The sequence below is a fragment of the Pseudofrankia inefficax genome, assembly GCF_000166135.1.
Taxonomy (GTDB): domain Bacteria; phylum Actinomycetota; class Actinomycetes; order Frankiales; family Frankiaceae; genus Pseudofrankia; species Pseudofrankia inefficax.
Map to the genome: position 1 here is coordinate 4,337,786 of NC_014666.1, position 23,227 is coordinate 4,361,012.

Sequence of the window (23,227 nt, forward strand, 5' to 3'; positions counted from 1 at the left end):
TAGGGCGCGTGTTTTCCAGGGGCGCGTGATTTCCGGGCCCGGTCGTCATCCGTGGGCTGTCCGCCGCCGGCCGGGGCGGCGTGGGGCGTCAGAGCCGCAGCAGCGCGCGCAGGTTGCCCTCGGCGATCTTCACGGCGTCCTCGGCGGGAACGTCGGCGAGGGTCTTCTCGAGGTAGGCGCGGTTGTTCGGCCACAGGCCGTCGCCGTGCGGGTAGTCGCCCTCGAACAGCAGGTTGTCGACGGGCACGTCGCCGAGGCTGCGCAGCGCGAACCGCTCGTCGACGAGGCAGGCGTACATGTGCCGGGCGAAGACCTCACGCGGCGGCCGGGAGTCCTTGATCCCCGCCTGGCCGATCGTGATGTCCGTGCTGATCCGGTTGTCGTGGAACGCCTTCTCGGCCCGCTCCAGGATGTAGGGCACCCAGCCGGCGCCGCCCTCGGAGAGAATCACCTTCAGCCGCGGGAAACGCTCCAGGATTCCGCTGAACAGCCAGTCGACGCAGGCCATCATCGAGTTCAGCCCGATCAGCGAGACGAGCACCGGCGGGGGAGCGTCCGGCGACGTCGTCAGCAGCCGCGACGACGAGCCGATGTGCATGCAGATCGGGATGCCCGCGTCGTCGGCGATGGCCCACAGCGGGTCCCAGTGGTCCGTGTGCACCGATGGCAGGCCGAGCACCGTCGGGTTCTCGGAGAACGCCACCGTCCGGGCGCCCTTCGCCAGCACCCGCTTCAGCTCGGCGACCGCCGCGTCGAGGTCGTTCAGGGGCAGGATGGCCGCCCCGTACAGCCGGTCGCGGTCGGTCGCGCACCATTCGTCGAGCAGGTAGTCGTTGTAGGTGCGCAGGCAGGCCTGGGCGAGCTCGTGGTCGGAGACGTTCAGGAAGAACCGGTGCCCGGCGAAGCGCGCGTAGTTGGGGAAGCAGAGCTGGCCCCACACCCCGTCGATGTCCATGTCGGCCAGGCGCGCGTCCGGGTCGTAGCAGCCGGGCCGGATCTCGTCGAACCGCGCCGTGCCCGGTGCCGGCGGGTAGCCGGCCTCGGAGAAGCCGGACAGCGGGCGGCACGAGCCCATCGGGATGTAGGTGAGCTCGCCCTCGTAGCGCCAGGCCTGGCGGCCGTCGACCTCGACGATCCGCGGGCAGTCGTCGCGGAACCTCGCCGGCACGCGGTCGACCCACAGGTGCGCTGGCTCGATGAGGTGGTCGTCTGCTGAGAGGATCTTGGTGGACTCGGGCAACATCGGCGTTCCTCCCTCTCTAGTCAGGCGACTATAGCCAGGTGGCTAGACGGGCGCAAGGCTCGGCCAGCGGGTAGGAAGGTCGTGCGGCGCCGGTGGCGGGACGTCGTCGTCGGAATGGCAGCGCGACGGGGGAGGGCGAATGGGCGCAGCGGCGAAGGTGCAGGTGCGGCGGGCCTACGAGGCGCCGGCGACGACCGACGGCACCCGCGTCCTGGTGGACCGGCTCTGGCCGCGCGGGCTGGCCAGGGCCGAGGCGAGCCTGGACGAGTGGTGCAAGCAGGTCGCCCCGTCCACGGAGCTGCGCACCTGGTACGCCCATGACCCGGAGCGCTTCGAGGAGTTCGGCCGCCGCTACCGCCAGGAGCTGGCGCAGCCCGAGCGGGCCGAGGCGCTGGCGCACCTGCGCGAGCTGGCCCGGAGCGCGACGTTGACGCTGCTCACCGCGACCCGCCAGCCCGAGATCAGCGAGGCGCAGGTACTGGCCGAGCTGCTCCGCGACTGAGCCGCCCGGGCGCGACCACCGGCGCCGGGCCTAGTTGAGACTGGGCGGGATGCGGGTCAGGTTGGGGCTCGCGACGGTCGTGATCGAGTTCAGCAGGCCCAGCTCGCGGCGCAGCAGGGACTGCTCGGCCCGCAGCCGGCTCAGGGCGTTCGGGGCCTCCAGCAGCTCCTGGCGCCGAGCGATGTCGGGCACGACGGCGGCAGCGACCAGATAGGACAGCGTCACCGGGTCGTCGGGCAGGTCGGGCAGCTCGATGTCGAGGGCCTTGTTCTCCGCGAGCTTCGCGGTGTAGTCGCGCAGCAGGCCCTGGACCACCGGGACCAGGGCCGTCGCGGCCGCGGCGTCGCCGCTGTCGTCGGCCAGGTAGGTGACGTCGCCGACGAGGTAGGGCCGGCTGTCGGTGTCGACGGAGCGCAGCACGAACCGGCGTTCGCCGACGGTCCGCAGGGAGTAGCGGCCGTCCGGCAGGCGCTCCGCCCGGCGCACCAGCGCGGTGCAGCCGACCCGGTACAGCTCGGGGGTCTGCGCGCCGACCTCGCGACCGAGCTTGATCGCGACCACACCGAACTGGCGGGGCACGTCGTCGGGCAGCTCCAGCAGCTCCCCGACGAGCTCCCGGTAGCGCGGCTCGAAGATCTGCAGCGGCAGCAGCAGGCCGGGCAGCAGCACGGTCCCCAGCGGGAAGAGCGCCAGCCGCTCGGTCGGCGGCTCGCTCCCGGCGCCGCGCGGCGCCGGCTCGCCGCCCGTCGCGCCGCCGTCTGTCGGGTCGTCGCCCGCCGCGCCACCCGCGCCGGTGGGATCGTCCGTCACCGTCGTCGCCTCCGTCCCTCGGTGCCCATCGTCGCACCGCGACCACCTGTGTGCCCCGGCCATGACCAGGCTCGCGGACCCGGTCGCGCGGCGGGGAGCCGGCGATGACCGCTCTGTCGTGGTGCTGCTACGATCCGCTGTCAAATATGTCGGATCTGTCATCGGGTGCCCGGCATCGGACAGTTCCGGTGGCCGGTGTGGCGCGCTACCGTGGCGTTGGGGGAGGTGGCGTCTCGTGACCGGCCAGACGACCGACGGTGCGCAGGACTCGCCCACCGGGTGCGAGCCGGTGGAGCTGCTGGTCGTCCTCGCCCCGGGCAGCGGGACACCGCCCGGCCCGGGCGCCCCGCCACCGCCGCCGGTCGCCGTCCCGCCGGTCGGCGCGCGCCCGGCGTACGCGCCGCCGCCCCCGCCGACCCGGCCGCTGACCGCCCTGGAGGCGCTCGGCGAGGTCGTCCCGGTCCACCACGAGTACGCGCCCCGGCTGGCCCTCGTCGAGCTGCCGCTCGCCGACGTGCCGCGGATCGCCGCGCTGCCCTACGTCGTCGGCGTCTACGAGGCCGCGCCGCCCCCCGAGATCCTCGCGACGCTCGGTGACCTTGAGCTGATCTTCGTGCGGGCCTGGCTCAGCCGGCTGGGCGGCGACGCCCAGCACGGCGACGACGACCGCACCGGCCAGGGCCTGCCCTGGGACGCGCCCGGCTACGAGCCTCCCGACGCCGCCACGGGCTGAGCGCGCTACTCGCCGGCCAGCGAGGCGCCCGGCAGGTGGCTCACGTCGTTGAAGGCGTGCAGGACGGCCGGTCCGTCCGCGTACCAGGCGATCGTCGTCAGCGACGCCAGATCCAGATGGAGCCGGTAGAAGACCCCGGGGCCGGCGGCCAGCGCCAGCGACGCGGCCGATTTGATCGGCCCCATGTGGGTGACGACGAGCAGCCGGCCGCCGGGGCGTTCGGCCCGGTGCCGGTCGAGCGCGACCCGGACTCGTTCGATCGTCGCCGCGAGGCTCTCCCCGCCGGGCGGCGGGACGGCCGGGTCGGCCAGCCACGCGGACAGCTCGTCCGGGTGGCGTTCCCGCGCCTCGGCGAACGTCAGCCCCTCCCACACCCCGAAGTCGGTCTCCCGCAGCTGCTCGTCGACGACGAGCTCCACCTCGTCGCGCCCGGCCGCCGGGGCCAGGCCGGGCAGCGCCGCCTCGGCGGTCTGGCGGGCCCGGCGCAGCGGTGAGGTGAGGACGGCGTCGAACGCCTCGCCGCGCAGCCGGCCCGCCGCCGCCGCGGCCTGGGCCAGACCGACCTCGGTCAGCGGCGCGTCGACCAGGCCGCCGAACCGCTTCTCGACCGACACCTTCGTCTGGCCGTGGCGCAGCAGCACCGTCCAGGTCGGCGGCGCGGGCGGCGCGACCCAGCCGGTCAGCCGCCGGGTGGCCGGGGTCTCGACCGGAGCCGGGTCGGGGGACTGCGGCGTCGACGGCTCCCAGGTGCGGCCCGCGGCCGCCGCGTCCATCGCCTCGTTGGCCAGCCGGTCGGCGTCCTTGTTGCGCTCGCGCGGAATCCACCGGTAGCGGACCGGGGACGGCCTAGCGGCGACGAGCTCGGCCGCCTCGGCCGCCAGCGGCCGCATCGCCGGGTGCTTGATCTTCCACCGGCCGCTCATCTGCTCGACGACGAGCTTCGAGTCCATCCGGACCTCGACGTCGGCGTCCGGCGCCACCTCGGCCGCGGCCCGCAGCCCCGCGATCAGCCCCTGGTACTCGGCGACGTTGTTGGTGGCGACGCCGATCGCGCCGGCCCGCTCGGCCAGCAGGGCGCCACTGTCGGCGTCCCGCACGAGAGCGCCGTACCCGGCCGGGCCGGGGTTGCCCCGCGACCCGCCGTCAGCCTCGATGACGACCTTCGCCGCCACCTAGAGCCCCGACTCGGCGGTGCGGACCAGGATCCGGCGGCACTCCTCACAGCGGACCACCTCGTCGGCGGCCGCGGCCGCGACCTCGCGCAGCTCGGCGCCCGAGAGCTCCAGGTGGCAGCCCTCGCACCGGCGGCGGACCAGCTTCGCCGCGCCGACGCCGTTCGAGCTCGCGCGGATCTTCTCGTAGAGCGTCACCAGCGGCGCGGGCAGCACCGGGGCGAGCTTGTCGCGCTCCCGGCGCTGGTCGCCGGCCTGCGCGTCGATCTGGCCGAACGCCTCGTCCCGGGCCCGGGCGGCGACGTCGAGCTCGCCCTGGACCCGGTCGCGCTCGGCGGCGAGCGTGACCAGCCGGCCGTCGAGCTCCTCCGCGGCCTCCATCTTCTCCAGTGCCTCGTCCTCCAGGACGCCCTGCCGGCGCGCCAGTGACGCCAGCTCCGCCTGCAGGTTCTCCAGCTCGCGGGCGTTCCCGACCTGGCCGGACTCCAGCCGGCGGCGGTCCCGGTCGGCCCGCGAGCGCACCAGGTCGATCTCGTCGTCGAGCCGTCGCTGCGTCCGGCTCAGGTCGCTGATCTCGGTCTCGACCCGGACGATGTCGGCCTTCAACGCCTCGACGGCCTTCGCGTGCTCGGCGATGACGGCGAGCTCCGGCAGGTCACGGCGCCGCGCCGCCAGCCGGTCCAGGCTGGAGTCGAGGACCTGCAGGTCGAGGAGGCGGAGCTGGGTGGCTGGGTCGGCCTTCATCGAATGTCAGGGACTCCTCGGCAGGCAGGGCTACTGGGCTTCGGTGGCGGGCACGCCAGCCGCCGGGCTGGCTGTGCCGTCCGGACGTGCGGTGGGCAGGTGCAGCCGCCACGGGTCGGTGACGAGCGTCGACACCGACGTGACCACGGTACGGCCGCGGGCCGCGAGGGCGGTCGTGAGCCGCTCGGCCGCATGGGTGAGCCAGGGCCACTCGCTGGCCCAGTGCGCCACGTCGACGATCGTGACCGGCAGCGCGGCGACCGCGTCGAGCACGTGGTGGTGGCGCCCGTCGGCGGTGAGGAACACGTCGGCGCCGGCCGCGGCCGCCGCGGCGGCGAGCTCCCCGCCGGAGCCGCCGCAGACGGCGACGCGGCGGACCGGCCGGTCGGGGTCGCCGGTGGCGCGGACCCCGGCGGCGGTCGCCGGCAGCGCGTCGGCGACCCGGGCGCAGAACGCCGACAGCGGCTCGACGGCCGGCAGTTCGCCGATCCGCCCGAGCCCCGGGTTGGCTGTGCCCCCGGTGAGCGGGCGGCCCTCGGTGAGCGGGCGGACGTCCAGGAGGCCGAGCGCCGCGGCGAGCGCGTCGTTGACGCCGCGGCAGGCCACATCGGCATTCGTGTGCGCGGTGAAGAGCGCGGCGCCGGCCCGGATCAGCGTCGTGACGACCCGGCCGCCGGCGGTCGTGGTGGCGACGCCGTGCACGCCACGCAGGAACAACGGGTGGTGGGTGACGAGCAGGCCGGCGCCGAGCGCGGCCGCCTCGGCGGCGACCTCCACGGTCGGGTCGACGGCGAAGTGGACCCGGCCCACCGTGGCACCCGGCTCGCCGACCGAGAGCCCGACGGCGTCCCACGACTCGGCGAACCCGGGCGGGTAGGCCTCCTCGAGGGCGGCGACGCAGTCGGCCACGGTCGCCGGCCGCCCGGCACCCCCGGCCGGCGCCGCGTTCGGAAGATCGGTCATCGACCCGACCCTACCGGCGGCGCGCGGGCCGACGGCCGCGCGGCGCGGGCCGGCCGCGACGGCCGCGCGAATTCCCACCGGGCCGTCTTCTGGCCGCCCACCGGAGAACTCCGCCGACACGCACGCGCTACGTTTCTTCGGTCACTGCCACACAGACCGCCCACATCGGGACGTGTCTGGCATCTACGACGAAGAGGAGACCACGGATGGCCGACGTGTCGGTTCGTTTCCAGGTCGCCGGCGACTCCGAGATCGTGCTCAACCTGGCAACAGGCCAAGCGGTCCGGCTCGTCGAGGCGATCATGCGTAAGGTCTCCGAGGCCATGAGCGCGCAGGCCGCGCAGGCCAGTCAGAACGGCCTGTCACCGGGCATGCCGATGCAGATGCCGGCCTGGCCCGACATGTCCGGCGGCCCGTCGACCGGTGGCGGCCCGCAGCACCGGATGCCCGGCTGAGCCAGCCGCGATTCCAGCGGCCCTGATTTGGGCCGGTACCAGACCGGACGTCCGAACGCGATAGCGAGACGCGGTAGGACGGTGTCTAGCTCTCCGGAACCATGACATCCGGCGGGTTTGGCGCGATACAAATCCCCACGGGTCTCCCCACGGCGCACCAATGAGAGGACAAAAGATCATTATGGCGGGGGATGTTCCGGCCGACGAGCGGGTGTTCATCGCGCCCGGCGCGTCCGACGCCATGGTGGCCGGACCGCGGGAGGCCGTGATCGCGGCCGGGCCAGCCGGCCAGCAGCCCACCGCCGCGTCGACCGGCGCCGATCCCGAGGCGGGCGAGCGGACACTGCACCGCTACGGCCGGGTCCACGTGTTCGGCGCCCCCGGCAGCGGCGACGGCCCGGCGGCCGCCGTCGCGAAGCCGGTCCCGGGCGCCGCGAATGGCTCCTACGGGCCGGTGGACGGCACCGTCGTCGCCACCGCGGGCCTGGCCGGGCTCGACCGCACCGAGACCCTCGGCCTGGAGGCCTTCCGGCTGCGCGCGAGCGCCGCCTACCGCCGGGCCAAGCAGGTCCGGCCCCGCGCCGGCGAGCCGTGGGACATGGACCGCCCGTGCACCGACGTCGCGCCCCCGCACGGCGCCTCCGGTCACGCCCACCCGGCCGCGCCGCCGGCGGCCGGCGCTCCCGCCGCCACGGCGACCCTCGTCGCGACGGCGACCAGCGGGGACGGGGGCGGCGCGGCCAGCGACGCCAACTCCACGGCCGGGCCACTGAGCTCCTACCTCGAAGGCTCCGTAGCCGTCGGCCTGATCATGGTCGAGGGGCCGACCGCCGACCTGCAGTTCACCGCCGCCGAGCGGACGAAGGTCGTCGCCGAGGCCCAGAACGGCCTGTCGTGGCTGGCCACCAGCAACCCGGCCGCCGGGATCACCTTCAGCTACGACATCCAGATCGTGCGGCTGACCCAGCCCGCGGACGCCTCCCAGTCGGACCTCGAGGCCTACTGGCGCGACCCGACGATGGCGAAGCTCGGCTACCAGGCCAACTTCGACGGCGTCTACGACTACGCGAACGCGATCCGCTCCCGGCTGGGCACCGCGTGGGGCTATGTCGCGTTCGTCACCAAGTACCCGGTGCAGTACTTCGCCTACGCCGCGATCGGCGGCCCGCGGATCGTGCTCACCTACGCCAACGACGGCTGGGGCCCGGACAACCTCGACCGGGTGTTCGCCCACGAGTCCAGCCACGTGTTCGGCGCCGTCGACGAGTACGGCTCGTCCGGCTGCGACTGCGGTGGCTCCTTCGGCCGCTTCGGCGCGCCCAACGGCAACTGCGACTCGTGCGCGCCGAACCCCGTCGACTGCCTGATGCGGGGCAACACCTTCGCGTTCTGCCGGTTCACCCCGGCGCACATCGGCTGGGGCCGCGGCGCGTCGGGCAACCCCGTGCTGGTCCAGTCCAAGGGCCTGGGCCACCTCGGGCAGTTCCAGCTGGTCGTGCCGTCGTCGTTCGACGGGCTGACCCACCGCTGGGAGAACTTCGACCAGCCCGGCTACCCGTGGGAGGACCCGTTCCAGACCGCGCAGGCCCTCGGCAAGCTCGACGCGGTCACGATGATCCAGTCCAACCTGTCGAACCCGGGCTCGCTGGAGTGCGTCGTGCGGGTCGGGGCCGATCTCTACCACCTGTGGCGGGACAGCACCGGAGCCTTCGTCTGGTCGACGCCCACCAAGATCGCGACGGGCGCGGCCGGGGTGCCGTCGTTCGTGCAGGGCGGCTACGGCGCCCACGGCAACTTCGAGATGCTCTACCCCGCCACCGGCACCGGCCTGATATCCATGTGGCGCAACAACGACGCCTTCCTCTACCCGTGGAGCACCCCGCGCCAGATCCTGCCCGAGCTCGGCCACATCGACGCGGTGAGCCTGATCCAGGGGGACCGGGGCACACCGCCGGGCGCGCTGGAGGCGGTGATCCGGGCCGGCACGAGGCTCGGGCACATCTGGCGTGACCAGACGCCCGCGGCGGCCTGGCACCTGACCACCTGGTTCGGCGACGGCACCGCCGGCAACCCGGTGCTGATCGAGAGCAGCTTCCCCGGCGCCCGCAACTTCGAGGTCGTCGTCCCGTCCGCGACCTCCGGGCTGATCCACTTCTACCGGAACAACCAGGCGGCCGGCACACCGTGGAGCGGCCCGCGGCCGTTCGCCACCAACCTCGGCAAGGTCGACGCGGTCGCGATGATGCAGTCCACCTTCCAGGGCCACCTGGAAGTGGTCGTCCGCATCGCCGACCGGCTCTACCAGATGTTCCGCGACGCCTCCGGCGCCTGGTTCCCCGCCAACCGCATCGCCTAGCCCGGGGCGGGGGCGCGGCCCCTGCTCGCGGTGAGCCGCGCTCGCGCGGCCTTGATCGCCGTTTTGGCCCTGGGGCGATCGTGACGAGGGCGTTTTCACAACCACCGCAGGGCCGAAACCGCGATCATGACGGTGGAGCGGCTCTCGCTACCGGGTCCGTACGCCGTGCGCCGGCTTCCTGATCACCCGGACGCCCGGATCGGGCTCCATTCCTACCTCGCGGTCGACTACGGACGAGATTCGCGACCATCACATAGGACCCACGCAGGTTGAACGTGTTCAAACCGCGCGGTAGTGTTCGGTTTGAACGAGTTCAACTCTGCCCGGGAGCCGCGTATGAGTGCAGGTGACGGTGCCGGTCAGGCCGCGCGGCTGGCCGAGCGGGTGGCGAAGGGTGTCGCGACGCGGGAGCTGATTCTCCAGACCGCTCTGGCCTCGTTCCGGGACCGTGGCTACGACCAGACGACGATGCGCGCCGTCGCCCAGTCCGCCGGAGTCTCCCTGGGTAACGCCTACTACTACTTCGGTTCGAAGGAGGAGCTGGTCCAGGAGTTCTACGCCCTGATCCAGGACGGACACCGGCTCCGGGCCGCCGACGCGTTGCGGGGCCGTGGGCTCGCGGAGCGGCTGCGCGGGGTGCTGCACGCCGGCATCGACGAGATGTCGCCGTACCACGAGTTCGCCGGGTCGTTCATCCGGGTGGCGATCGCGCCGACCTCGGCGTCGAGCCCGTTCAGCCCCGAATCGACCGCGGCCCGTTCCGCCGCCATCGGGCTGTTCCGCGAGGTGCTCGCCGGTTCCGACGCCCATCCCGGAGGCCCGCTCGCCAAGGACCTTCCCGAGCTGCTCTGGCTCGCCTACCTCGGCATCACGCTCTTCTGGGTCTACGACACCTCGCCGGGCCAGGCCCGCACCCGCCGGCTGGTCGACTCGTCCGCCCGGATGATCGCCCGAACCGTCTCGCTCACCCGGCTCCCGGTGCTGCGGGCCGCCGCCGACGACCTGCACACCCTGCTGGCCGACCTGCGCGTGAGCGCCGACCACCGATAGCGAGGGCGGGACGCCATGAAGATCGTCATGCCGGGCGGTACCGGGCACCTGGGGCGTCTGCTCACGGGCTCACTGCGGACCGCGGGACACGAGGTGGTCGTCCTCAGCCGGCGCCCGGACGCGCAGGTGCCCGGCGCCCGCGTCGTGCCCTGGGACGGGGGCACCACGGGGGAGTGGGCCGCCGAGCTCGACGGCTCCGACGCGGTGATCAACCTCGCCGGGCGCAGCGTGAACTGCCGCTACACCGACGCCAACCTGCGGGAGATGATGGCCTCGCGGGTCGACTCGGCCACCGTCGTCGGCGCCGCGATCGCCCAGGCGGCCCAGCCGCCGCGGGTGTGGCTGCAGATGAGCACGGCCACGATCTACGCGCACACCTACGAGCACGCCAACGACGAGGCGACCGGTGTCCTGGGCGGCTCCGAGGCCGGCGTCCCGGCCTACTGGGCCTACAGCGTCGACATCGCCCGGAACTGGGAACGAGCCCAGGCCGACGCCCCGACCCCGGCCACCCGCAAGGTCGCGCTCCGCACGTCGATCGTCATGGCCCCCGCCCCCGGCGGCGCCTTCGACATGCTGCTGCGCCTGACCCGGCGCGGCCTCGGCGGGCCGGTCGCCGGTGGCCGGCAGTACATGTCCTGGATTCACGGCGACGACCTGGCCCGGGCCGTCGACCTCCTCCTGGACCGGGACGACCTCGCGGGCCCGGTCAACCTCGCCACCGCCAGTCCGCTGCCGATGCGCGTCTTCATGGCGGCCCTGCGCGAGGCGGCCGGCGTCCCGATCGGGCTGCCGGCGACGCGGTGGATGGCCGAGCTCGGTGCCCTCGTTCTGCGCAGCGACACCGAGCTGCTCCTGAAGAGCCGCCGGGTGGTGCCGGGGCGGCTGCTCGACGCGGGTTTCGCCTTCGAGTTCCCCACCTGGCCCGAGGCCGCCCGCGATCTCGTGGCCCGGGCCGGTGCGACCGACGGCGTCAGGCCGCGGCGCGCACCCGGGCGGCGCAGGCGAGGATGACGTCGGCGGCGAACGCCGCGTCGTCGGGGCCGGTCTTCCAGGACGAGACGCTGACCCGCAGGGCGGGCGCGCCGTCCCACTGGGTGCCGCCGCACCAGATCCGGCCGTCGGCCTGGATCTCGGCGATCAGCGCCGACGTGGCCGCCGCGTCCGGCCCGTCCGGGCCGTCGACGCGCAGCAGGACCTGGTTGAGGACGACGTCGTTGAGCACCGTCAGCTCGGGCCGCAGCCGGTCGGCGATCAGGGTGGCCGCGTCGCAGGAGCGGGCGACGAGGTCCGCGACCCCGGCCCGGCCCAGGGTGCGCAGCGCCGCCCACACCTCGACCTGACGGGCCCGCTGCGAGGACTGCGGGGTGTGGTGCATCGCGTCGAACGTGTCGCCCATGGGCGTGTAGCCGGCCGCCGCGGTGAACGTGTGCCGCAGGTGGGCCGGGTCGCGGACGAAGGCGATGCCGCAGTCGTGGGTGACGTTGAGCCACTTGTGGCCGTCGGTGGCCCACGAGTCGGCCCGGTCGAGCCCGGCGCACAGCCGGTCCCGACGGGCCGGATCGGCCAGCGCCCACAGGCCGAACGCGCCGTCGACGTGCAGCCAGCCCTTCGCCTCGGCCGGGCGGCGGGCCAGCCAGTCGGCGATGTCGTCGAACGGGTCGAACGCGCCGGTGTTCACCTCGCCGGCCTGGGCGCAGACCAGCACCGGGCCGGGCAGGTCGGGCAGCAGGTCGGCCCGCAGCCGGCCCTGCTCGTCGGTCGGGACGATGTGCACCCGGGAACGCCCCAGCCCCACCAGGCCGAGCGACTTGCGCAGGGTCGAATGGGCGCCGGCCCCGACGACGACGTCGAACGCGGGGGCGCCGAACAGGCCGTCGGCCTGCGCGTCCCAGCCGAGCCGGCCGAGCAGCGCGTCGCGGGCGGCGGCCAGGCTCGCCGCGTTCGCCATCGTGGCGCCGGTGACGTAGGCGACGGCCGCGCCGGCCGGCAGGCCGAGGACGTCGAGCAGCCAGCCCCGGGTCACCTCGTGCAGCCGGGCCGCCGCCGGGGACATCGCGGGCAGGGCGGCGTTCTGGTCCCACGCGCTGGCCAGCCACGAGGCGCCGAGCGCCGCGGGCAGCGTCGCGCCGATCACGAAGCCGAAGTAGTGCGCGCCGGCGGAGGCCATGGTGGCGGGGCTGCCGGCGGCGTGCAGCAGCTTCAGCGTCTGCTCGGCGGGCGCGCCGGTCGCCGGCAGCGGCTCGTCGAACACGGCCAGCCCCGCGAGCGCCGCCGCGTCCGGTGCCGCCGGGCGGTCGTCGACCGTCACGGCGTACTCCAGCGCCATTCCGGCGGCGGCGCGAAGCAGGTCCTGGTCGTCGTCTCGGTCCACCGGCCCATCCTGCCGGACAATCGGCCCAGCGCGGCCCAGATCGGGCCTGGGCGGACAGCGCATGGCCTACCGTGTCGGCCATGACAGCACCTCGGCCGGGCCCGGTGGCCCGGGCTGGCCGGTTCTGTGCCCGGCACGGATGGTGGGTCGTCGCCGGCTGGGTCCTGCTGCTCGTCGCCGCGACGGTCGGCCACCGCCTCGCGGGTGGTGGCTACTCGGACGACTTCCAGCTGCCCCGCTCGTCGGCCCAGCAGGGCGCCGACCTGCTGCGGGCCCACGCGCCGAAGGCCGGGGGCCTGGGTAGCCAGGTCGTGTTCACCGTCGAGGCCGGCGCGCTGCGCTCCCACGCGTCCCAGCTGTCCGCGGCGGCGGGCAACCTCGCGAGGCTTCCGCACGTCCTGGCCGTCAGCGACCCGCTGGCCGCGGCGACCGTGTCGACGGACGGCCGGACCGCCTACGCGACGGTGCGTTTCGACGTCAAGCCGGTGACCCTGGGGCGGTCCTACCTCGCGACCGTCGACCAGGCGGTCGCCGTGGCCCGCGATGCCGGGGTGAAGGTCGACTACGGCGGCGCCCTGGGCAACGCCGCGCGGCCGAAGGCGAACGAGGCACGTTCGGAGATCATCGGCATCGCCGTCGCGATCGTCGTGCTGCTGGTCGGGTTCGGCAGCGTCTACGCGGCCGGGCTGCCGATCCTCACGGCACTGTTCGGCGTCGGCACCGGCGTCGGGGTGCTCGGCATGGTCGCGTCGGTGACCACGTTCTCATCGGTGTCCCCCACGCTCGGCATCATGATCGGGCTCGGCGTCGGGATCGACTACGCGCTGTTCCTGTCCACCCGGCACCGCCAGCTCGTCATGGACGGGGTCGAGCCGGTCGAGGCGGTCGCCCGCACGCTCGCCACCAGCGGTCGGTCCGTGCTCGTCGCGGCGGCGACGGTCGTCATCGCGATGCTCGGCCTGTTCGCCTCCGGGATCGGCTTCGTCGGCAAGCTGGGCCTGGCCGCCTCGATCACCGTAGCGGTGTCCGCGCTGGCCGCGATCACGCTCGTGCCGGCCCTGCTGGGCCTGGCCGGTCGCCGCATCGACCGGCTGTGGGTGCGCCGTCCCGTCGCCGAGGCGCCCACCGACGCGGGCGGGACCGGCTGGCACCGGTACGCGGCGGCGGTGGGCCGCCATCCGTGGCGGTTCCTGGGCGCCGGGGTCGCCGCGCTGGCCGTGCTGGCGGTCCCGCTGCTGTCGATGACCCTCGGGCACGTCGACGCGGGCGCCGACCCGACCTCCTACACCGACCGCCGCGCCTACGACGCCATCACCGACGCGTTCGGGCCGGGGGCGAACGGCCCGCTCACGGTCGTCATCCAACTGGCCGGCGGTGAGTCGGGCGCGGCCCTGGCTCCGGGCCTCGACCGCGCGCTGGCCCGCACGCCGGGCGTCGCCACGGTCATCCCGGCCCGCACCACCGGCGACGGCGCGCTGCTCGTCGCCACCGTCCTGCCGGCCACCGGCCCGCAGGACCCGGCCACCGACCACCTGCTCGCCCGGCTGCACGCCGACACGCTGCCCGCCGTGGTCGCCGGGACCGGCAGCCACGGCTACGTGACGGGGAACCTGCCGGCGAACCTCGACTTCCGCGACCAGGTCTCCGCTCGGCTGCCGGTCATCATCGCCGTCGTCATCCTCGCGGCGTTCCTGCTGCTGCTCGTCAGCTTCCGCAGCCCGTTCCTCGCGTTCAAGGCCGCGCTGCTCAACCTGTTCTCGATCGGCGCCGCCTACGGCGTCGTCGTCGCGGTCTTCCAGTGGGGCTGGGGCGGCTCGCTGCTCGGCGTCGACGAGAAGGTGCCCATCGAGTCGTACGTGCCGATGATGATGTTCGCCATCGTGTTCGGGCTGTCGATGGACTACGAGGTCTTCCTGCTGTCCCGGGTCCGCGAGCGGTGGCTCGCCACCGGCGACAACGGCCGCAGCGTCGCGGACGGGCTCGCCGCGACCGCCCGGGTCATCACCTGCGCGGCCCTCATCATGACCAGCGTCTTCCTCGCGTTCCTGCTCTCCAGCAACGTCGTCATCAAGATGATCGCGCTCGGGCTGGGCGCCAGCGTGCTCATCGACGCCTCCCTGATCCGGCTCGTCGTCGTCCCGGCGGCCATGTTCCTGCTCGGCCGGGCCAACTGGTGGCTGCCCGGCTGGCTCGACCGCGCGCTGCCCCGGCTCGAAGCCGACTCCGGGCCTCACTCGGTGCCCGCGCCCAGGCCGGAATCCGAGCCGGCGCCCGAGCCGGTGGTCTCAGACGGCGGTGGCCGCGAGGGCGGACTCGGGCAGCGAACTGGCGGGTAGCCGGCCGCCGCCGCGCAGCGCCGCGAGCCACGCCTCGGTGGTGCCGACCGCCGCCATTCCGCCGTGAAGCACCGTAAGCGCCCGCTCGTGCATCTGCCGCGCGTCCAGCGTGCCGACGCTGTTCGCGTAGGCGATCGTGCCGGTGGCGTCCGCCAGCACCTCCACGGAGAACCCGGCGTGCACGGCCTGCCGGGTGGTCGTGTCGACGCACCAGTGCGTCATGAAGCCGACGACCGTCAGCGTGTCGATCGCGTGGGCGCGCAGCCAGGCCTCCAGGCCGGTGCCGGTGAACGAGCCGGGCAGTGTCTTGCGGAACAGCGCGTCGCGCGGACGCCCGCCGACCGCGGGGTGGAGCTCCCAGCCGGAGCTGCCCACGGCGAACAGGGGAGAGTCGGCCGGCGCGTCGTGCTGGATGACGACGACGGGCACTCCTGACTCGCGTGCAGCGTCCATCGCCGCGGTCACGTTCGCCATCGCCACGGCGAACGGCGGGTGGGCTATCGGCAGCGCGCCGTCGGCGTCGTACTCGTTCTGGACGTCGATCACGACGAGTGCGCGCCGGACGGATCCGACCGCCGTCGTCTCGATCGGCCTTTCGGTCATCGGTGTCGCCCTCCTGAGCGCTGGGTACCGGCCTGTGCCGGCACACCGTCAGGTTCGCGCCTCGGCCGGCCCGATCGTGAGTGGCTTGAAAGCCACCTTCCGATAGGATCACGCCATGATCGCCGATGCTCCGCCACCCGTCGGCACGCCGGTGCCCGCAGAATCCCTGGCGCGCGCGGCGTCCCGAGCGCGGAGCACGTCCGCCGTGGCGGTCGTCTTCGGTGACGACATCCCGATGTTCGAGGCGTCGGTGCCCGCGCGCGTGTTCGGTGGCGCCGCCGGGCATCCGGACATGCCACGGTTCGACGTGCTGGCGGTCGCGGGCGAACCGGCACCCCTGCGGACCTCGGCCGGCATCACCCTCGACCCGCCGCACGGGCTCGACGCGCTGGAGTCGGCCGGCATCGTGATCGTGCCGGGCTGGCGCGAGCCCGGCCGCGGCGAACCGCCGTCCGCCGAGCTGCTCGACGGGTTGGTCACGGCGCACCGCGATGGCGCCACGGTCGTCGGGCTGTGTCTGGGCGCGTTCGTCCTCGCCGCCGCCGGGCTGTTGGACGGGCGCAGAGCGACGACACACTGGGCGCACGCCGCGACGCTCGCCCACGACCATCCTGAGGTGCGCGTCGACCCCGACGTGCTCTACGTCGACGAGGGCAGCGTGGTCACCAGCGCCGGCAGCGCGGCCGGCATCGACGCCTGTCTGCACCTGCTGCGCCGCGGGCATGGCCCGGCCGCGGCGAACGCGGTGGCCCGGGCGCTCGTCGTCGCGCCGCATCGAGCCGGTGGCCAGACGCAGTACATCGAACGCCCGGTCCCCACGCCGCGGACCGGCGACGCGCTGGCGGCGGCGGTCGAGTTCGCGCTGGCCAACCTCGCCGACGTCGACCTGGACGTCGACGCGATGGCCGGGCGCGCGCATATGAGCCGGCGGACCTTCGACCGGCGCTTTCGCGCGCACGTCGGCAGCTCGCCCCTACAGTGGCTGCTCGGCCAGCGGGTGCTGCGGGCGCGGCAGTTGCTGGAGTCGAGCGACCTCGGCGTCGAGGCAGTCGCCGGGCTCGCCGGGTTCTCGGACGGCGTGGCACTGCGGCCGCATTTCCGCCGGCTGGTCGGTGTGTCACCCCAGGCCTACCGCGCCACGTTCGCGTCCAGGTGACCGCCCAGGCCCACCCTCGCCGTCGACAGCGAAGCGAGACCTGGCGCTGATCGTGTGGGTCAGCCGTTGAGGACGGTGATGGTGCGGCCGGCCGGGCTGGTCGCGGTGGTGAGGGTGGTGCGTTCGTCGATGGTCGGGGCGTCGGGGCGTTGGTCGAAGATGGCGAGGGTGCCGGTGTCGAGGCCGAGTCGGCTGAGGTAGCGGTCGAGCTGTTTGAGTCCGGCGTTGAGGGGGTTCGGCCGGCCGGCGCGCCAGTTCTTGATCTCGATGGCTTCGCGTTGAAGGTGGTGGGTGCGGTCGGGCCCTTCGTAGGGCCAGCGGATGTGGAGGTCGATGCGTCCGGAGCCGACGGCGTACAAGGAAGGCTACGAGGCATTCAACGCCGTCACACTCGGCTACCTCGGACGCGGCGACCAGGGCGAACACCACGCCCGCAACTCACTGGCCCTGCTCGAACCCACAGGCCGGCACAACCAGCTCGCCGGATCCCACCTCGCGCTCGCCCGCGCATTCCTCCGACGGCCCCACCCCGACCCCGAACAGGCCGCCGCCGCGATCCGCGACGCCTTGACAGCCGCCCGAGGCAACGACCACGGACGGACCGCCAACGCAGCCGCCGGGATATACCGCCACCTCGCAGCCAAACCAGAATGGGGCCGCCTCCCCGCAATCCGCGAGCTAGCCGACCAACTCCCAGCCCGCCGAGCACTACCGCCAGGCGCCACCGTCTAGCCCTCCGAACAGCACAAAGCCACCGCAAAGACCACCCGAACCACCTTCAGATACCGCCTGCCTGACGCGCGAGAACTCGCGGCCTTATTGTGCGGTGGAACTAACGGTCTGCCATTGCGAGGCCAATTGTGGCTATGTCGTCAAGTCGGGCGCTGCTTCATTACCGGGGCCTGCGGCCCGCGTACCTAGGCTTGTGGAATACGGCGATCTCGGCTAACGGACGTGGCACCCTGGCTACCAACGCTCCGGTCGCCGCGCCGTTAACCGCCGCTCCTGGGCCGGCGCAGAGGGGCGACGATCGCCTCGACGTGATTAGATGGTCCGGCGCGAGCGCCGACGACTATCGGTCATTCACCCTTTTACCAAGGTCAGGATCGAGCTGACGATCTCAATTGCTGGCCCAGCAATGTCTGCCGCGCCAGACACCACATCCTTAAGTGCCTGTAGCGTACCTTTCAGCGTAATTCGACTTTTCGACTTAGTTGCAACTCCGTCCGCAATCTCATGCACCGCCTGCACGGCATCTTCTTTGTCTGATGCGGCTAGATCGTCGCTGTCGAGAATGATGCTTACCAGTGCTTCCAGTCGCTCAAGCAGTTCGCGGCTGTCGTCACCCGCCGAAGAAACGTAGGTATTCTGGAAGTCGCGAATTACGGTATCTTTGGGCCGGTTGATAAATGTCGTCTGGCCGTGAAAATTGAACTGATCAGCCATCATCATCCACCTTAAGTGGGCCTTCGCCTGGCCCGAACGACGGTCGATTAAGAAACACTGTATTGCCAAAGAAAGTGTAAGTATTCGAAGCGCCGCCACCCTCCTGCGGCTTGAGGGCAGAAACGATAGCCTGGTGTCGTCGGCTAATTTCATTCCATTGCAAATTCTTGCTCGCCGCGTCTGCGGGTAGGACAGTGCCGGTCGGTCCGTGAGCGGCATGTCGCCCACGGCCGCTCCCCTCCGGAAGAGCCCGTCCGTAACCGTAATGTGCACCACGCCGGACGTCCATAGGCTTGGTCGGGTGGTCGCCCATGACAGTTGCCAGCTGAGAAAACAGCTTCCGGAAGTAGTCGGGAGTTGGCGATGCCGGAATGGGAAATACTAGGGGAGGTTCGTTGCTCGACGGGGCCAGTAAAGCGATACATGGAAGCTGATCTGCGCGAACGTTTAAAGCCGCGGCGATCTCATAGACACGCCGCCGATCATACGGCTTGTAAAATAGCCAACGAAGCTGCGCAAACATCTGGAAGGTCTCCGGGTCCAGATGTTCTCGCCAGTACTTCTTCGCTTCCCGCCAATCGCTTGGCTTCTCGACGACCAGAAGGCGAAGGGTTCCGCCAGAGAGAATATTTAATTCAAGGAAGTACCGTCGTATATACGCTGCGATACCCGCGTCTTCGTCCGTATATAGGACGGCCCCCCAGAGGTATTCACCACCCTGGGGTGGCTCCCCACGGTCGGATCTAATCGCGTCGAACCAGAATTCCGGGTCAGGTCCCGGACCGAGCATGTAGGACGCTTCGGCCGGGTGTTCAATTCGGAGGGTGAGGATGTCTCCGTCGTCGATACCCTCTGCCGCCAGAGATCGGTTGCCTGGTAGCTCTCGTTCAGTACCGGACTCCGTCAGCCATATCCTCGGACCGACGGATCTCTCCTGAATCTTTAGTGGGTGCGGCCACCCAATTCTACGTGGTAGATTATTTGCGGTCCCCTCATCCATCGCCCTTTGCACAGCAACGTTAATCACCTTGTCTATGCGAGTCTTGGCGTCAACTTCGATCTCGAAAGTGACCCGCTCGATCTCCGCCGTCAGTTTCTCGACGTCCAGCGTGGCAGGGTCGCCCCTGCCTGAGCCTGGCTGCTCCGCTTCCTCACGCTCAAACGAATCTCGTATGTAATAGGCAAGTTTCCGCGCCAATGAAGCTTCGCCGGTGACCGCATGATCACCTTCAAGTTTGTAAATTCTGATACGCACTCGACACCCCCGCCGTCGTGTGTACTAACTCGGCCGCCGAGTGCCCATGCGGACAAGCCGGATGCTCAGCGTAGCGGATGCCAACGAGCCGCTCCAATGGACTCCGGCTCGTTACCTTGCACGTCCTGCACGTGGGAAGGCGATGTCCGCCGAGATCACCGGTACCGCCGGACCTCGCGCACCAGCACAGGCGTCCGGTCGGGGTTGCGTCGGTGCCGAGGCTGAGCCTGAGCGATGACGCACGTTCGACCAGCGGCCACGGGGTATGCCAGTGGCCAGTCGTGGCACTGAAGCTTCCGTGTTGAGCCGCGAGCCAAGGCCCAGGCTCTGGATCAACGGCGCGCGCACGGGCTGCTGGCGGCGACTCCTGCTCGCGTTCTGCGGTGCCACGACTGGGCTCGAACGACTCGACCCGAAGATCACGTCGCGAACTTTTCTGTACGGGTTTTAAGGGCGGCCTTCGGCCGCCGCGCCGTGCCCGCCGCACGCGCCACGCACGGGTGAGGCCCCGCCCCAGGGCCCCGCCTCGCTTCGCTCGGCACCCCGGACGTGTCGGGCTGCCACCCCGCCCGCGCGTGTCGGAGCGTCGGGCCCGTCGCCACGGACCAGGAAGGCCACCGCGGAATCCGTCAGCACACCCCACGATCCGATCCGCCGGACGCCCACGCGAGACCGCCCGCAGCGGCCTGCACCCGGCGCGGCAAGGGAGCCGACGTCGCACGGCGAGAATAGCCATCGCAGCGGCGCGCGGCGGGTATCTGTGGGATGCCCATTTCCCGGCGGTGCCAATGGTCTACCGGAATGCCGCCGGTATCAAGGGCGGGCTACGCCCGTCGGTAGGTCTATCACCCTACGGGCGACCCTTGACACCGACACCATTCCGCTAAGTTCGGCACCCATGGGGGATGGGAGCAAAAAATGGGAGGGCCGAAGACAGCCGCCCCAAGGAAGTTCCCACGGGCGCACCGGACCCGCGGAGAGCCGCCAGGCCCGCGCACACAGGGAAACGCCGCGCGCCCGAGAAGTGCCCACGTCGCAGTTCCGCATGCAGGAAGGCATGGAAACCGCCCAACGCACCGTCGCCGTCCTGTCCAACGCCTACCTCACTTCGGTCTTCGGTCAGGAGGAGTGGCAGACCGCTCACCGCAAGGACCCCCGCGGCTTCACCCGCAAACTGCTCCCCATCCGGATCGAGGACTGCCAGCGGCCCGGGGTCCTAGGCGGCATTGTCTCCATCGACCTGTTCGGCCACGACCCCGAACAGGCAAGCGGCCAGCTCCTACGCAACGTCCGCCACGCACTCGACGGCCGCGCCAAACCCGACAGAGCCCCAGACTTCCCCGTGCAACGCCTACACCCACCGGCCGACGAACCCACGGCTTGGGTGATCGGCAGGCGGCCCGGACGCTGTACGAGGTCACCCTCGAACGCCGCCGACGCACCCTCGGCCCCGACCACGCCAACACCCTCCACACCGCGCACAACCTCGCGAAGGCGGGCAAGCGGACCCGACAGCGCGACTGACCGTCGCACCAGCGGGCAACCGTGGCGGTCAGATTCGTGCTACGACTTTCTGGTTGCGTAGGCGATGACCCTAAGGCCCCCTCGACCACTCGATAATATGACGCAGGTCATATATGTCGCCAAGCCAATGACCGAGCCTGGTCGCAACCGTTTGAGGGCCAAACTCGGGATCATGATCAAGGCTGGCCGTCAGTCGGGCGGCTCAAGGGGCGGCTACGGCGTCGCCGGGTCGAGCAGCTCGCGGACCAGTGTGTGCGCGACCCATTCCTCGAACGCGGCGGGTGACCAGCCGGACTCGACGACGAGCTCGCCGTACACGCCGGGGGCCGCGAGCGCGCGGTAGATCGCCTGCCCCTGGGCCACGGGGACCCGCAGGGTGCCGTCGAGCGACGCGATGATCGCGTCCATCACCTGGTTGCGGCCGGCGAGCTTGGCCTGCAGGAGCGCCCGGGTCTCGGCGTCCTCGTCGGAGGCCGCCGCGAACAGGGTCACCACGTCGAAGCCGGCCTCGTACAGCGCCCGTAGCCAGTGGGCGGCCGCGTGCAGCCGCGACCTCGGGTCGGGCTCGGCGATCGTCACCTCGGCCAGGCCGCGGGCGTCGGCCTGCTCCAGCCAGCGCTCGCAGATGGCCGAGAGGATCTCCCGCTTCGCGCCGAAGGCCGAGTAGACGGTCCTCGCCGCGACGCCGGCCTCGGCCGCGATCGCCTCCATGCTCGTCGCCCGGTAGCCCCGGGCCGCGAACAGCCGGCGGGCCGCCTCGGCGATGCGGTCGCGGGTCTGCTGCGCCTGGATCTGGCGGTACGTGGGTGTGTTGACAGCCGGAGCCACGTGGGTACAGTAGCACTGCCTTCGATGCAGTGACGCTGCATCGAAAGCACTATAGGTGCAGTGAGAGCAGCTCGACTGCACTCAATTCCGCGCCTCGGCGCATGATCAGGAAAGGAACAGGTCGTGGACACCGAAGCGAACAAGCGCACCGTCCGCCGCGTCTTCGAGGAGGCCTTCACCCAGGGCGACCTCGACGTCGTCGACGCCTGCCTGGCCCCCGAGGCCGTCGACCGGCACCCCTTCGCCGACGACGAGCCGGACTTCCGCGCTCACCTGAAGGGCAACATCCGGATGCTGCGCGCTGCCCTCCCCGACCTGGCGGCCTCGGTCGAGGACCTGGTCGCCGAGGGTGACCGGGTCGCCGCCCGCGTCCACCTCACCGGCACCCACACCGGCGCACCGCTGTTCGGGATCGCGCCGACCGGCAGCCGGGTGGCCGTCGAGCAGTTCCACATCGTCCAGTGCGACGAGGGCGCCCGCGGCGTCCGGCACTGGGCCTACGTCGGCGTCGACCAGCTCGCGGCGCAGGTCGCGGTCACCGCCGCGATCTGACGCCGTCACACCTTCCGAGCCGGCGGCGGCCCCACGTCAGGGGCCGCCGCCGAGAGGAGCCACCATGATCGACCACACCGCGGCGCGCGCCCTGCCGCCCGCCGCCCCGACGGACCCGGCGACCGTCGAACGCCTGGTCCGCGAGCAGTTCGCGGTCATCGAGACCGGAGACCTGGACCTCGCCGACGGCAACGTCACCCCGGACTACGTCAACCACCGGGCCGGCCACGAGCCGCCCGCGGCCCGCGGGCGGGGCCCGGAGGCCCTGAAGGCGACCGCGCTCTGGCTGCGGCGGGCCTTCAGCGAGCCGCGTTTCGACATCCACCACATCGAGGTGACGGGGGACCGCGCCACCGTCTGGGCGACCCTGCACGCCACCCACACCGGCCCGTTCGTCGTCCACGACTCGCCCGACGGCGCCGTGACCGAGGTCTTCCCGCCGACCGGCCGCCCCTTCGCCGCCCGGCACGTGCACTGGTTCCGCGTCGCCGACGGGGCGATCGCCGAGCACGACGCCGTCCGCGACGACCTCGACATGGCCAAACAGCTCGGCTGGATCCCGCCGCGACCGGCGTACATCGCGCGGATGGTCCTCGCGCGGCGGCGGGAACGCTCCCGCGCCTCCCGTCCCGCCGACACCGCACCCAGGAGATGATCATCATGTACCGCAAGGCCCGGCCGTTCGCCCTCGCCGTCCTCGCGCTGGCGGTGGCCGCCGGCTGCCACGCCGGCGACGGCGCCACCTCGACAGCCCGGCCGGCGTCGGCGCCGGCCGCGAGCGGGTCGCCCGCGCGGACCGGCACCTCGGCCGACGCGGACACGGCGTTCTGCGCCCTGGCCCGGGCGAAGGGAGCCGCGAACCTCAACGTGTTCGACGGCGACTCGACCACCCCGGAGCAGGAGCGCCAGGTCCTGGCCAACATCGACGACCTGACCACCGCCGCCCCCGCCGTCATCCACCCGGACTTCGTCCGGTTCGATGCCTTCGAGCACGCGCTGCTCGCCGAGAACGGCACCCCCGACCCGGCGCTCTCCCAGGAGGCCGGTGGCCAGGAGCTGCGGGACTCGCTGCAGAACATCAGCGACTACCTCGGTCAGCACTGCGGCATCCACGCCTGACCCACG

General features: G+C 72.1%; 23 protein-coding genes and 1 pseudogene. 13 read left to right on the forward strand and 11 right to left on the reverse strand.

From position 1 onward, the window contains the following. Positions 1 to 88: 88 nt before the first annotated feature. Positions 89 to 1,243, reverse strand: a complete 1,155-nt coding sequence (locus tag FRAEUI1C_RS17495; protein ID WP_013424647.1) for an amidohydrolase family protein — start codon at positions 1,241 to 1,243, stop codon at positions 89 to 91. Positions 1,244 to 1,382: 139 nt separating this feature from the next. Between FRAEUI1C_RS17495 and FRAEUI1C_RS17500 the strand changes: the two genes are divergently transcribed. Beyond that, positions 1,383 to 1,745 (forward strand): DUF488 domain-containing protein, encoded by a 363-nt coding sequence (locus FRAEUI1C_RS17500; RefSeq protein WP_013424648.1) that lies wholly within the window; start codon positions 1,383 to 1,385, stop codon positions 1,743 to 1,745. 30 nt (positions 1,746 to 1,775) lie between these two features. Here the strand turns inward: FRAEUI1C_RS17500 and FRAEUI1C_RS17505 are convergent, their stop codons facing one another. Then, positions 1,776 to 2,555 carry an LON peptidase substrate-binding domain-containing protein gene (locus FRAEUI1C_RS17505; RefSeq protein ID WP_013424649.1) on the reverse strand — a complete coding sequence of 260 codons (780 nt, stop codon included), beginning with the start codon at positions 2,553 to 2,555 and terminating at the stop codon, positions 1,776 to 1,778. A gap of 235 nt (positions 2,556 to 2,790) precedes the next feature. Between FRAEUI1C_RS17505 and FRAEUI1C_RS39045 the strand changes: the two genes are divergently transcribed. Next, positions 2,791 to 3,288, forward strand: a complete 498-nt coding sequence (locus FRAEUI1C_RS39045; protein ID WP_013424650.1) for a hypothetical protein — start codon at positions 2,791 to 2,793, stop codon at positions 3,286 to 3,288. A gap of 5 nt (positions 3,289 to 3,293) precedes the next feature. Here FRAEUI1C_RS39045 and FRAEUI1C_RS17515 read toward each other — a convergent pair whose 3' ends face one another. From FRAEUI1C_RS17515 to FRAEUI1C_RS17525, 3 genes are read right to left on the reverse strand one after another with little or no spacing between them, the layout of a single operon-like run. Then, a complete protein-coding gene (locus tag FRAEUI1C_RS17515; protein ID WP_013424651.1) occupies positions 3,294 to 4,460 on the reverse strand; it encodes a bifunctional RNase H/acid phosphatase in 1,167 nt (388 codons plus the stop codon). After that, positions 4,461 to 5,204 (reverse strand): zinc ribbon domain-containing protein, encoded by a 744-nt coding sequence (locus tag FRAEUI1C_RS17520; RefSeq protein WP_013424652.1) that lies wholly within the window; start codon positions 5,202 to 5,204, stop codon positions 4,461 to 4,463. Positions 5,205 to 5,234: 30 nt separating this feature from the next. After that, positions 5,235 to 6,167: a Nif3-like dinuclear metal center hexameric protein gene (locus FRAEUI1C_RS17525; protein WP_013424653.1), complete on the reverse strand. Its 933-nt coding sequence runs from the start codon at positions 6,165 to 6,167 to the stop codon at positions 5,235 to 5,237. Between the two features lie 206 nt (positions 6,168 to 6,373). Here FRAEUI1C_RS17525 and FRAEUI1C_RS17530 point away from each other — a divergent pair, with 206 nt between their 5' ends. The 4 genes from FRAEUI1C_RS17530 (at position 6,374) to FRAEUI1C_RS17545 (ending at position 11,042) form a co-directional block, all read left to right on the forward strand. Next, positions 6,374 to 6,622 (forward strand): hypothetical protein, encoded by a 249-nt coding sequence (locus FRAEUI1C_RS17530; RefSeq protein ID WP_013424654.1) that lies wholly within the window; start codon positions 6,374 to 6,376, stop codon positions 6,620 to 6,622. Between the two features lie 181 nt (positions 6,623 to 6,803). Beyond that, positions 6,804 to 8,978 carry a PLL family lectin gene (locus FRAEUI1C_RS17535; protein WP_013424655.1) on the forward strand — a complete coding sequence of 725 codons (2,175 nt, stop codon included), beginning with the start codon at positions 6,804 to 6,806 and terminating at the stop codon, positions 8,976 to 8,978. A 336-nt stretch (positions 8,979 to 9,314) separates the two neighbouring features. Then, complete coding sequence (locus FRAEUI1C_RS17540) at positions 9,315 to 10,028, forward strand: TetR/AcrR family transcriptional regulator (RefSeq protein ID WP_013424656.1); 714 nt, start codon at positions 9,315 to 9,317, stop codon at positions 10,026 to 10,028. Positions 10,029 to 10,043: 15 nt separating this feature from the next. After that, entirely contained in the window at positions 10,044 to 11,042 is a 999-nt protein-coding gene (locus FRAEUI1C_RS17545) for an epimerase (protein ID WP_013424657.1), read from the forward strand. On the opposite strand, the gene FRAEUI1C_RS17550 is transcribed toward FRAEUI1C_RS17545, so the two are convergent. Beyond that, complete coding sequence (locus FRAEUI1C_RS17550) at positions 11,002 to 12,402, reverse strand: pyridoxal phosphate-dependent decarboxylase family protein (RefSeq protein WP_013424658.1); 1,401 nt, start codon at positions 12,400 to 12,402, stop codon at positions 11,002 to 11,004. The two genes, FRAEUI1C_RS17545 and FRAEUI1C_RS17550, sit on opposite strands and share 41 nt — an antisense overlap. Before the next feature lie 80 nt (positions 12,403 to 12,482). On the opposite strand from FRAEUI1C_RS17550, the gene FRAEUI1C_RS17555 reads away from it, so the two are divergent. Further along, complete coding sequence (locus FRAEUI1C_RS17555) at positions 12,483 to 14,738, forward strand: MMPL family transporter (protein WP_041259439.1); 2,256 nt, start codon at positions 12,483 to 12,485, stop codon at positions 14,736 to 14,738. On the opposite strand, the gene FRAEUI1C_RS17560 is transcribed toward FRAEUI1C_RS17555, so the two are convergent. Then, positions 14,688 to 15,341, reverse strand: coding sequence for a cysteine hydrolase family protein (locus FRAEUI1C_RS17560; protein WP_013424660.1), 654 nt, complete (start codon positions 15,339 to 15,341; stop codon positions 14,688 to 14,690). The genes FRAEUI1C_RS17555 and FRAEUI1C_RS17560 overlap by 51 nt on opposite strands. Positions 15,342 to 15,456: 115 nt before the next feature. Between FRAEUI1C_RS17560 and FRAEUI1C_RS17565 the strand changes: the two genes are divergently transcribed. Then, on the forward strand, positions 15,457 to 16,497 hold the full coding sequence (locus FRAEUI1C_RS17565) for a GlxA family transcriptional regulator (RefSeq protein ID WP_013424661.1): 1,041 nt from the start codon (positions 15,457 to 15,459) through the stop codon (positions 16,495 to 16,497). A 59-nt stretch (positions 16,498 to 16,556) separates the two neighbouring features. Here the strand turns inward: FRAEUI1C_RS17565 and FRAEUI1C_RS17570 are convergent, their stop codons facing one another. From FRAEUI1C_RS17570 to FRAEUI1C_RS39625, 3 genes are all read right to left on the reverse strand, one after another. Next, positions 16,557 to 16,856, reverse strand: a complete 300-nt coding sequence (locus FRAEUI1C_RS17570) for a hypothetical protein (protein ID WP_041259442.1) — start codon at positions 16,854 to 16,856, stop codon at positions 16,557 to 16,559. Positions 16,857 to 17,580: 724 nt separating this feature from the next. Then, on the reverse strand, positions 17,581 to 17,943 hold the full coding sequence (locus FRAEUI1C_RS39620) for a hypothetical protein (protein WP_013424662.1): 363 nt from the start codon (positions 17,941 to 17,943) through the stop codon (positions 17,581 to 17,583). Further along, on the reverse strand, positions 17,936 to 19,198 hold the full coding sequence (locus FRAEUI1C_RS39625) for a ubiquitin family protein (protein ID WP_013424663.1): 1,263 nt from the start codon (positions 19,196 to 19,198) through the stop codon (positions 17,936 to 17,938). The genes FRAEUI1C_RS39620 and FRAEUI1C_RS39625 overlap by 8 nt, the downstream gene beginning before the upstream one ends. A 1,045-nt stretch (positions 19,199 to 20,243) precedes the next feature. On the opposite strand from FRAEUI1C_RS39625, the pseudogene FRAEUI1C_RS41115 reads away from it, so the two are divergent. Then, positions 20,244 to 20,465, forward strand: a pseudogene (locus tag FRAEUI1C_RS41115) (toll/interleukin-1 receptor domain-containing protein); the annotation flags it as partial. 113 nt (positions 20,466 to 20,578) lie between these two features. Next, positions 20,579 to 20,722, forward strand: a complete 144-nt coding sequence (locus FRAEUI1C_RS41120; protein WP_232425463.1) for a tetratricopeptide repeat protein — start codon at positions 20,579 to 20,581, stop codon at positions 20,720 to 20,722. 213 nt (positions 20,723 to 20,935) lie between these two features. On the opposite strand, the gene FRAEUI1C_RS41665 is transcribed toward FRAEUI1C_RS41120, so the two are convergent. Further along, positions 20,936 to 21,550 carry a TetR/AcrR family transcriptional regulator gene (locus FRAEUI1C_RS41665; RefSeq protein ID WP_013424666.1) on the reverse strand — a complete coding sequence of 205 codons (615 nt, stop codon included), beginning with the start codon at positions 21,548 to 21,550 and terminating at the stop codon, positions 20,936 to 20,938. 123 nt (positions 21,551 to 21,673) lie between these two features. Between FRAEUI1C_RS41665 and FRAEUI1C_RS17580 the strand changes: the two genes are divergently transcribed. The 3 genes from FRAEUI1C_RS17580 to FRAEUI1C_RS17590 all read left to right on the forward strand — a co-directional run bounded on the left by FRAEUI1C_RS17580 (position 21,674) and on the right by FRAEUI1C_RS17590 (position 23,221). Beyond that, positions 21,674 to 22,102 (forward strand): ester cyclase, encoded by a 429-nt coding sequence (locus FRAEUI1C_RS17580; protein ID WP_013424667.1) that lies wholly within the window; start codon positions 21,674 to 21,676, stop codon positions 22,100 to 22,102. Positions 22,103 to 22,166: 64 nt separating this feature from the next. Next, entirely contained in the window at positions 22,167 to 22,757 is a 591-nt protein-coding gene (locus FRAEUI1C_RS17585; RefSeq protein ID WP_013424668.1) for an ester cyclase, read from the forward strand. Further along, positions 22,754 to 23,221 carry a hypothetical protein gene (locus FRAEUI1C_RS17590; RefSeq protein ID WP_041259444.1) on the forward strand — a complete coding sequence of 156 codons (468 nt, stop codon included), beginning with the start codon at positions 22,754 to 22,756 and terminating at the stop codon, positions 23,219 to 23,221. Before FRAEUI1C_RS17585 ends, FRAEUI1C_RS17590 begins: the two co-directional genes overlap by 4 nt. Positions 23,222 to 23,227: the final 6 nt, after the last annotated feature.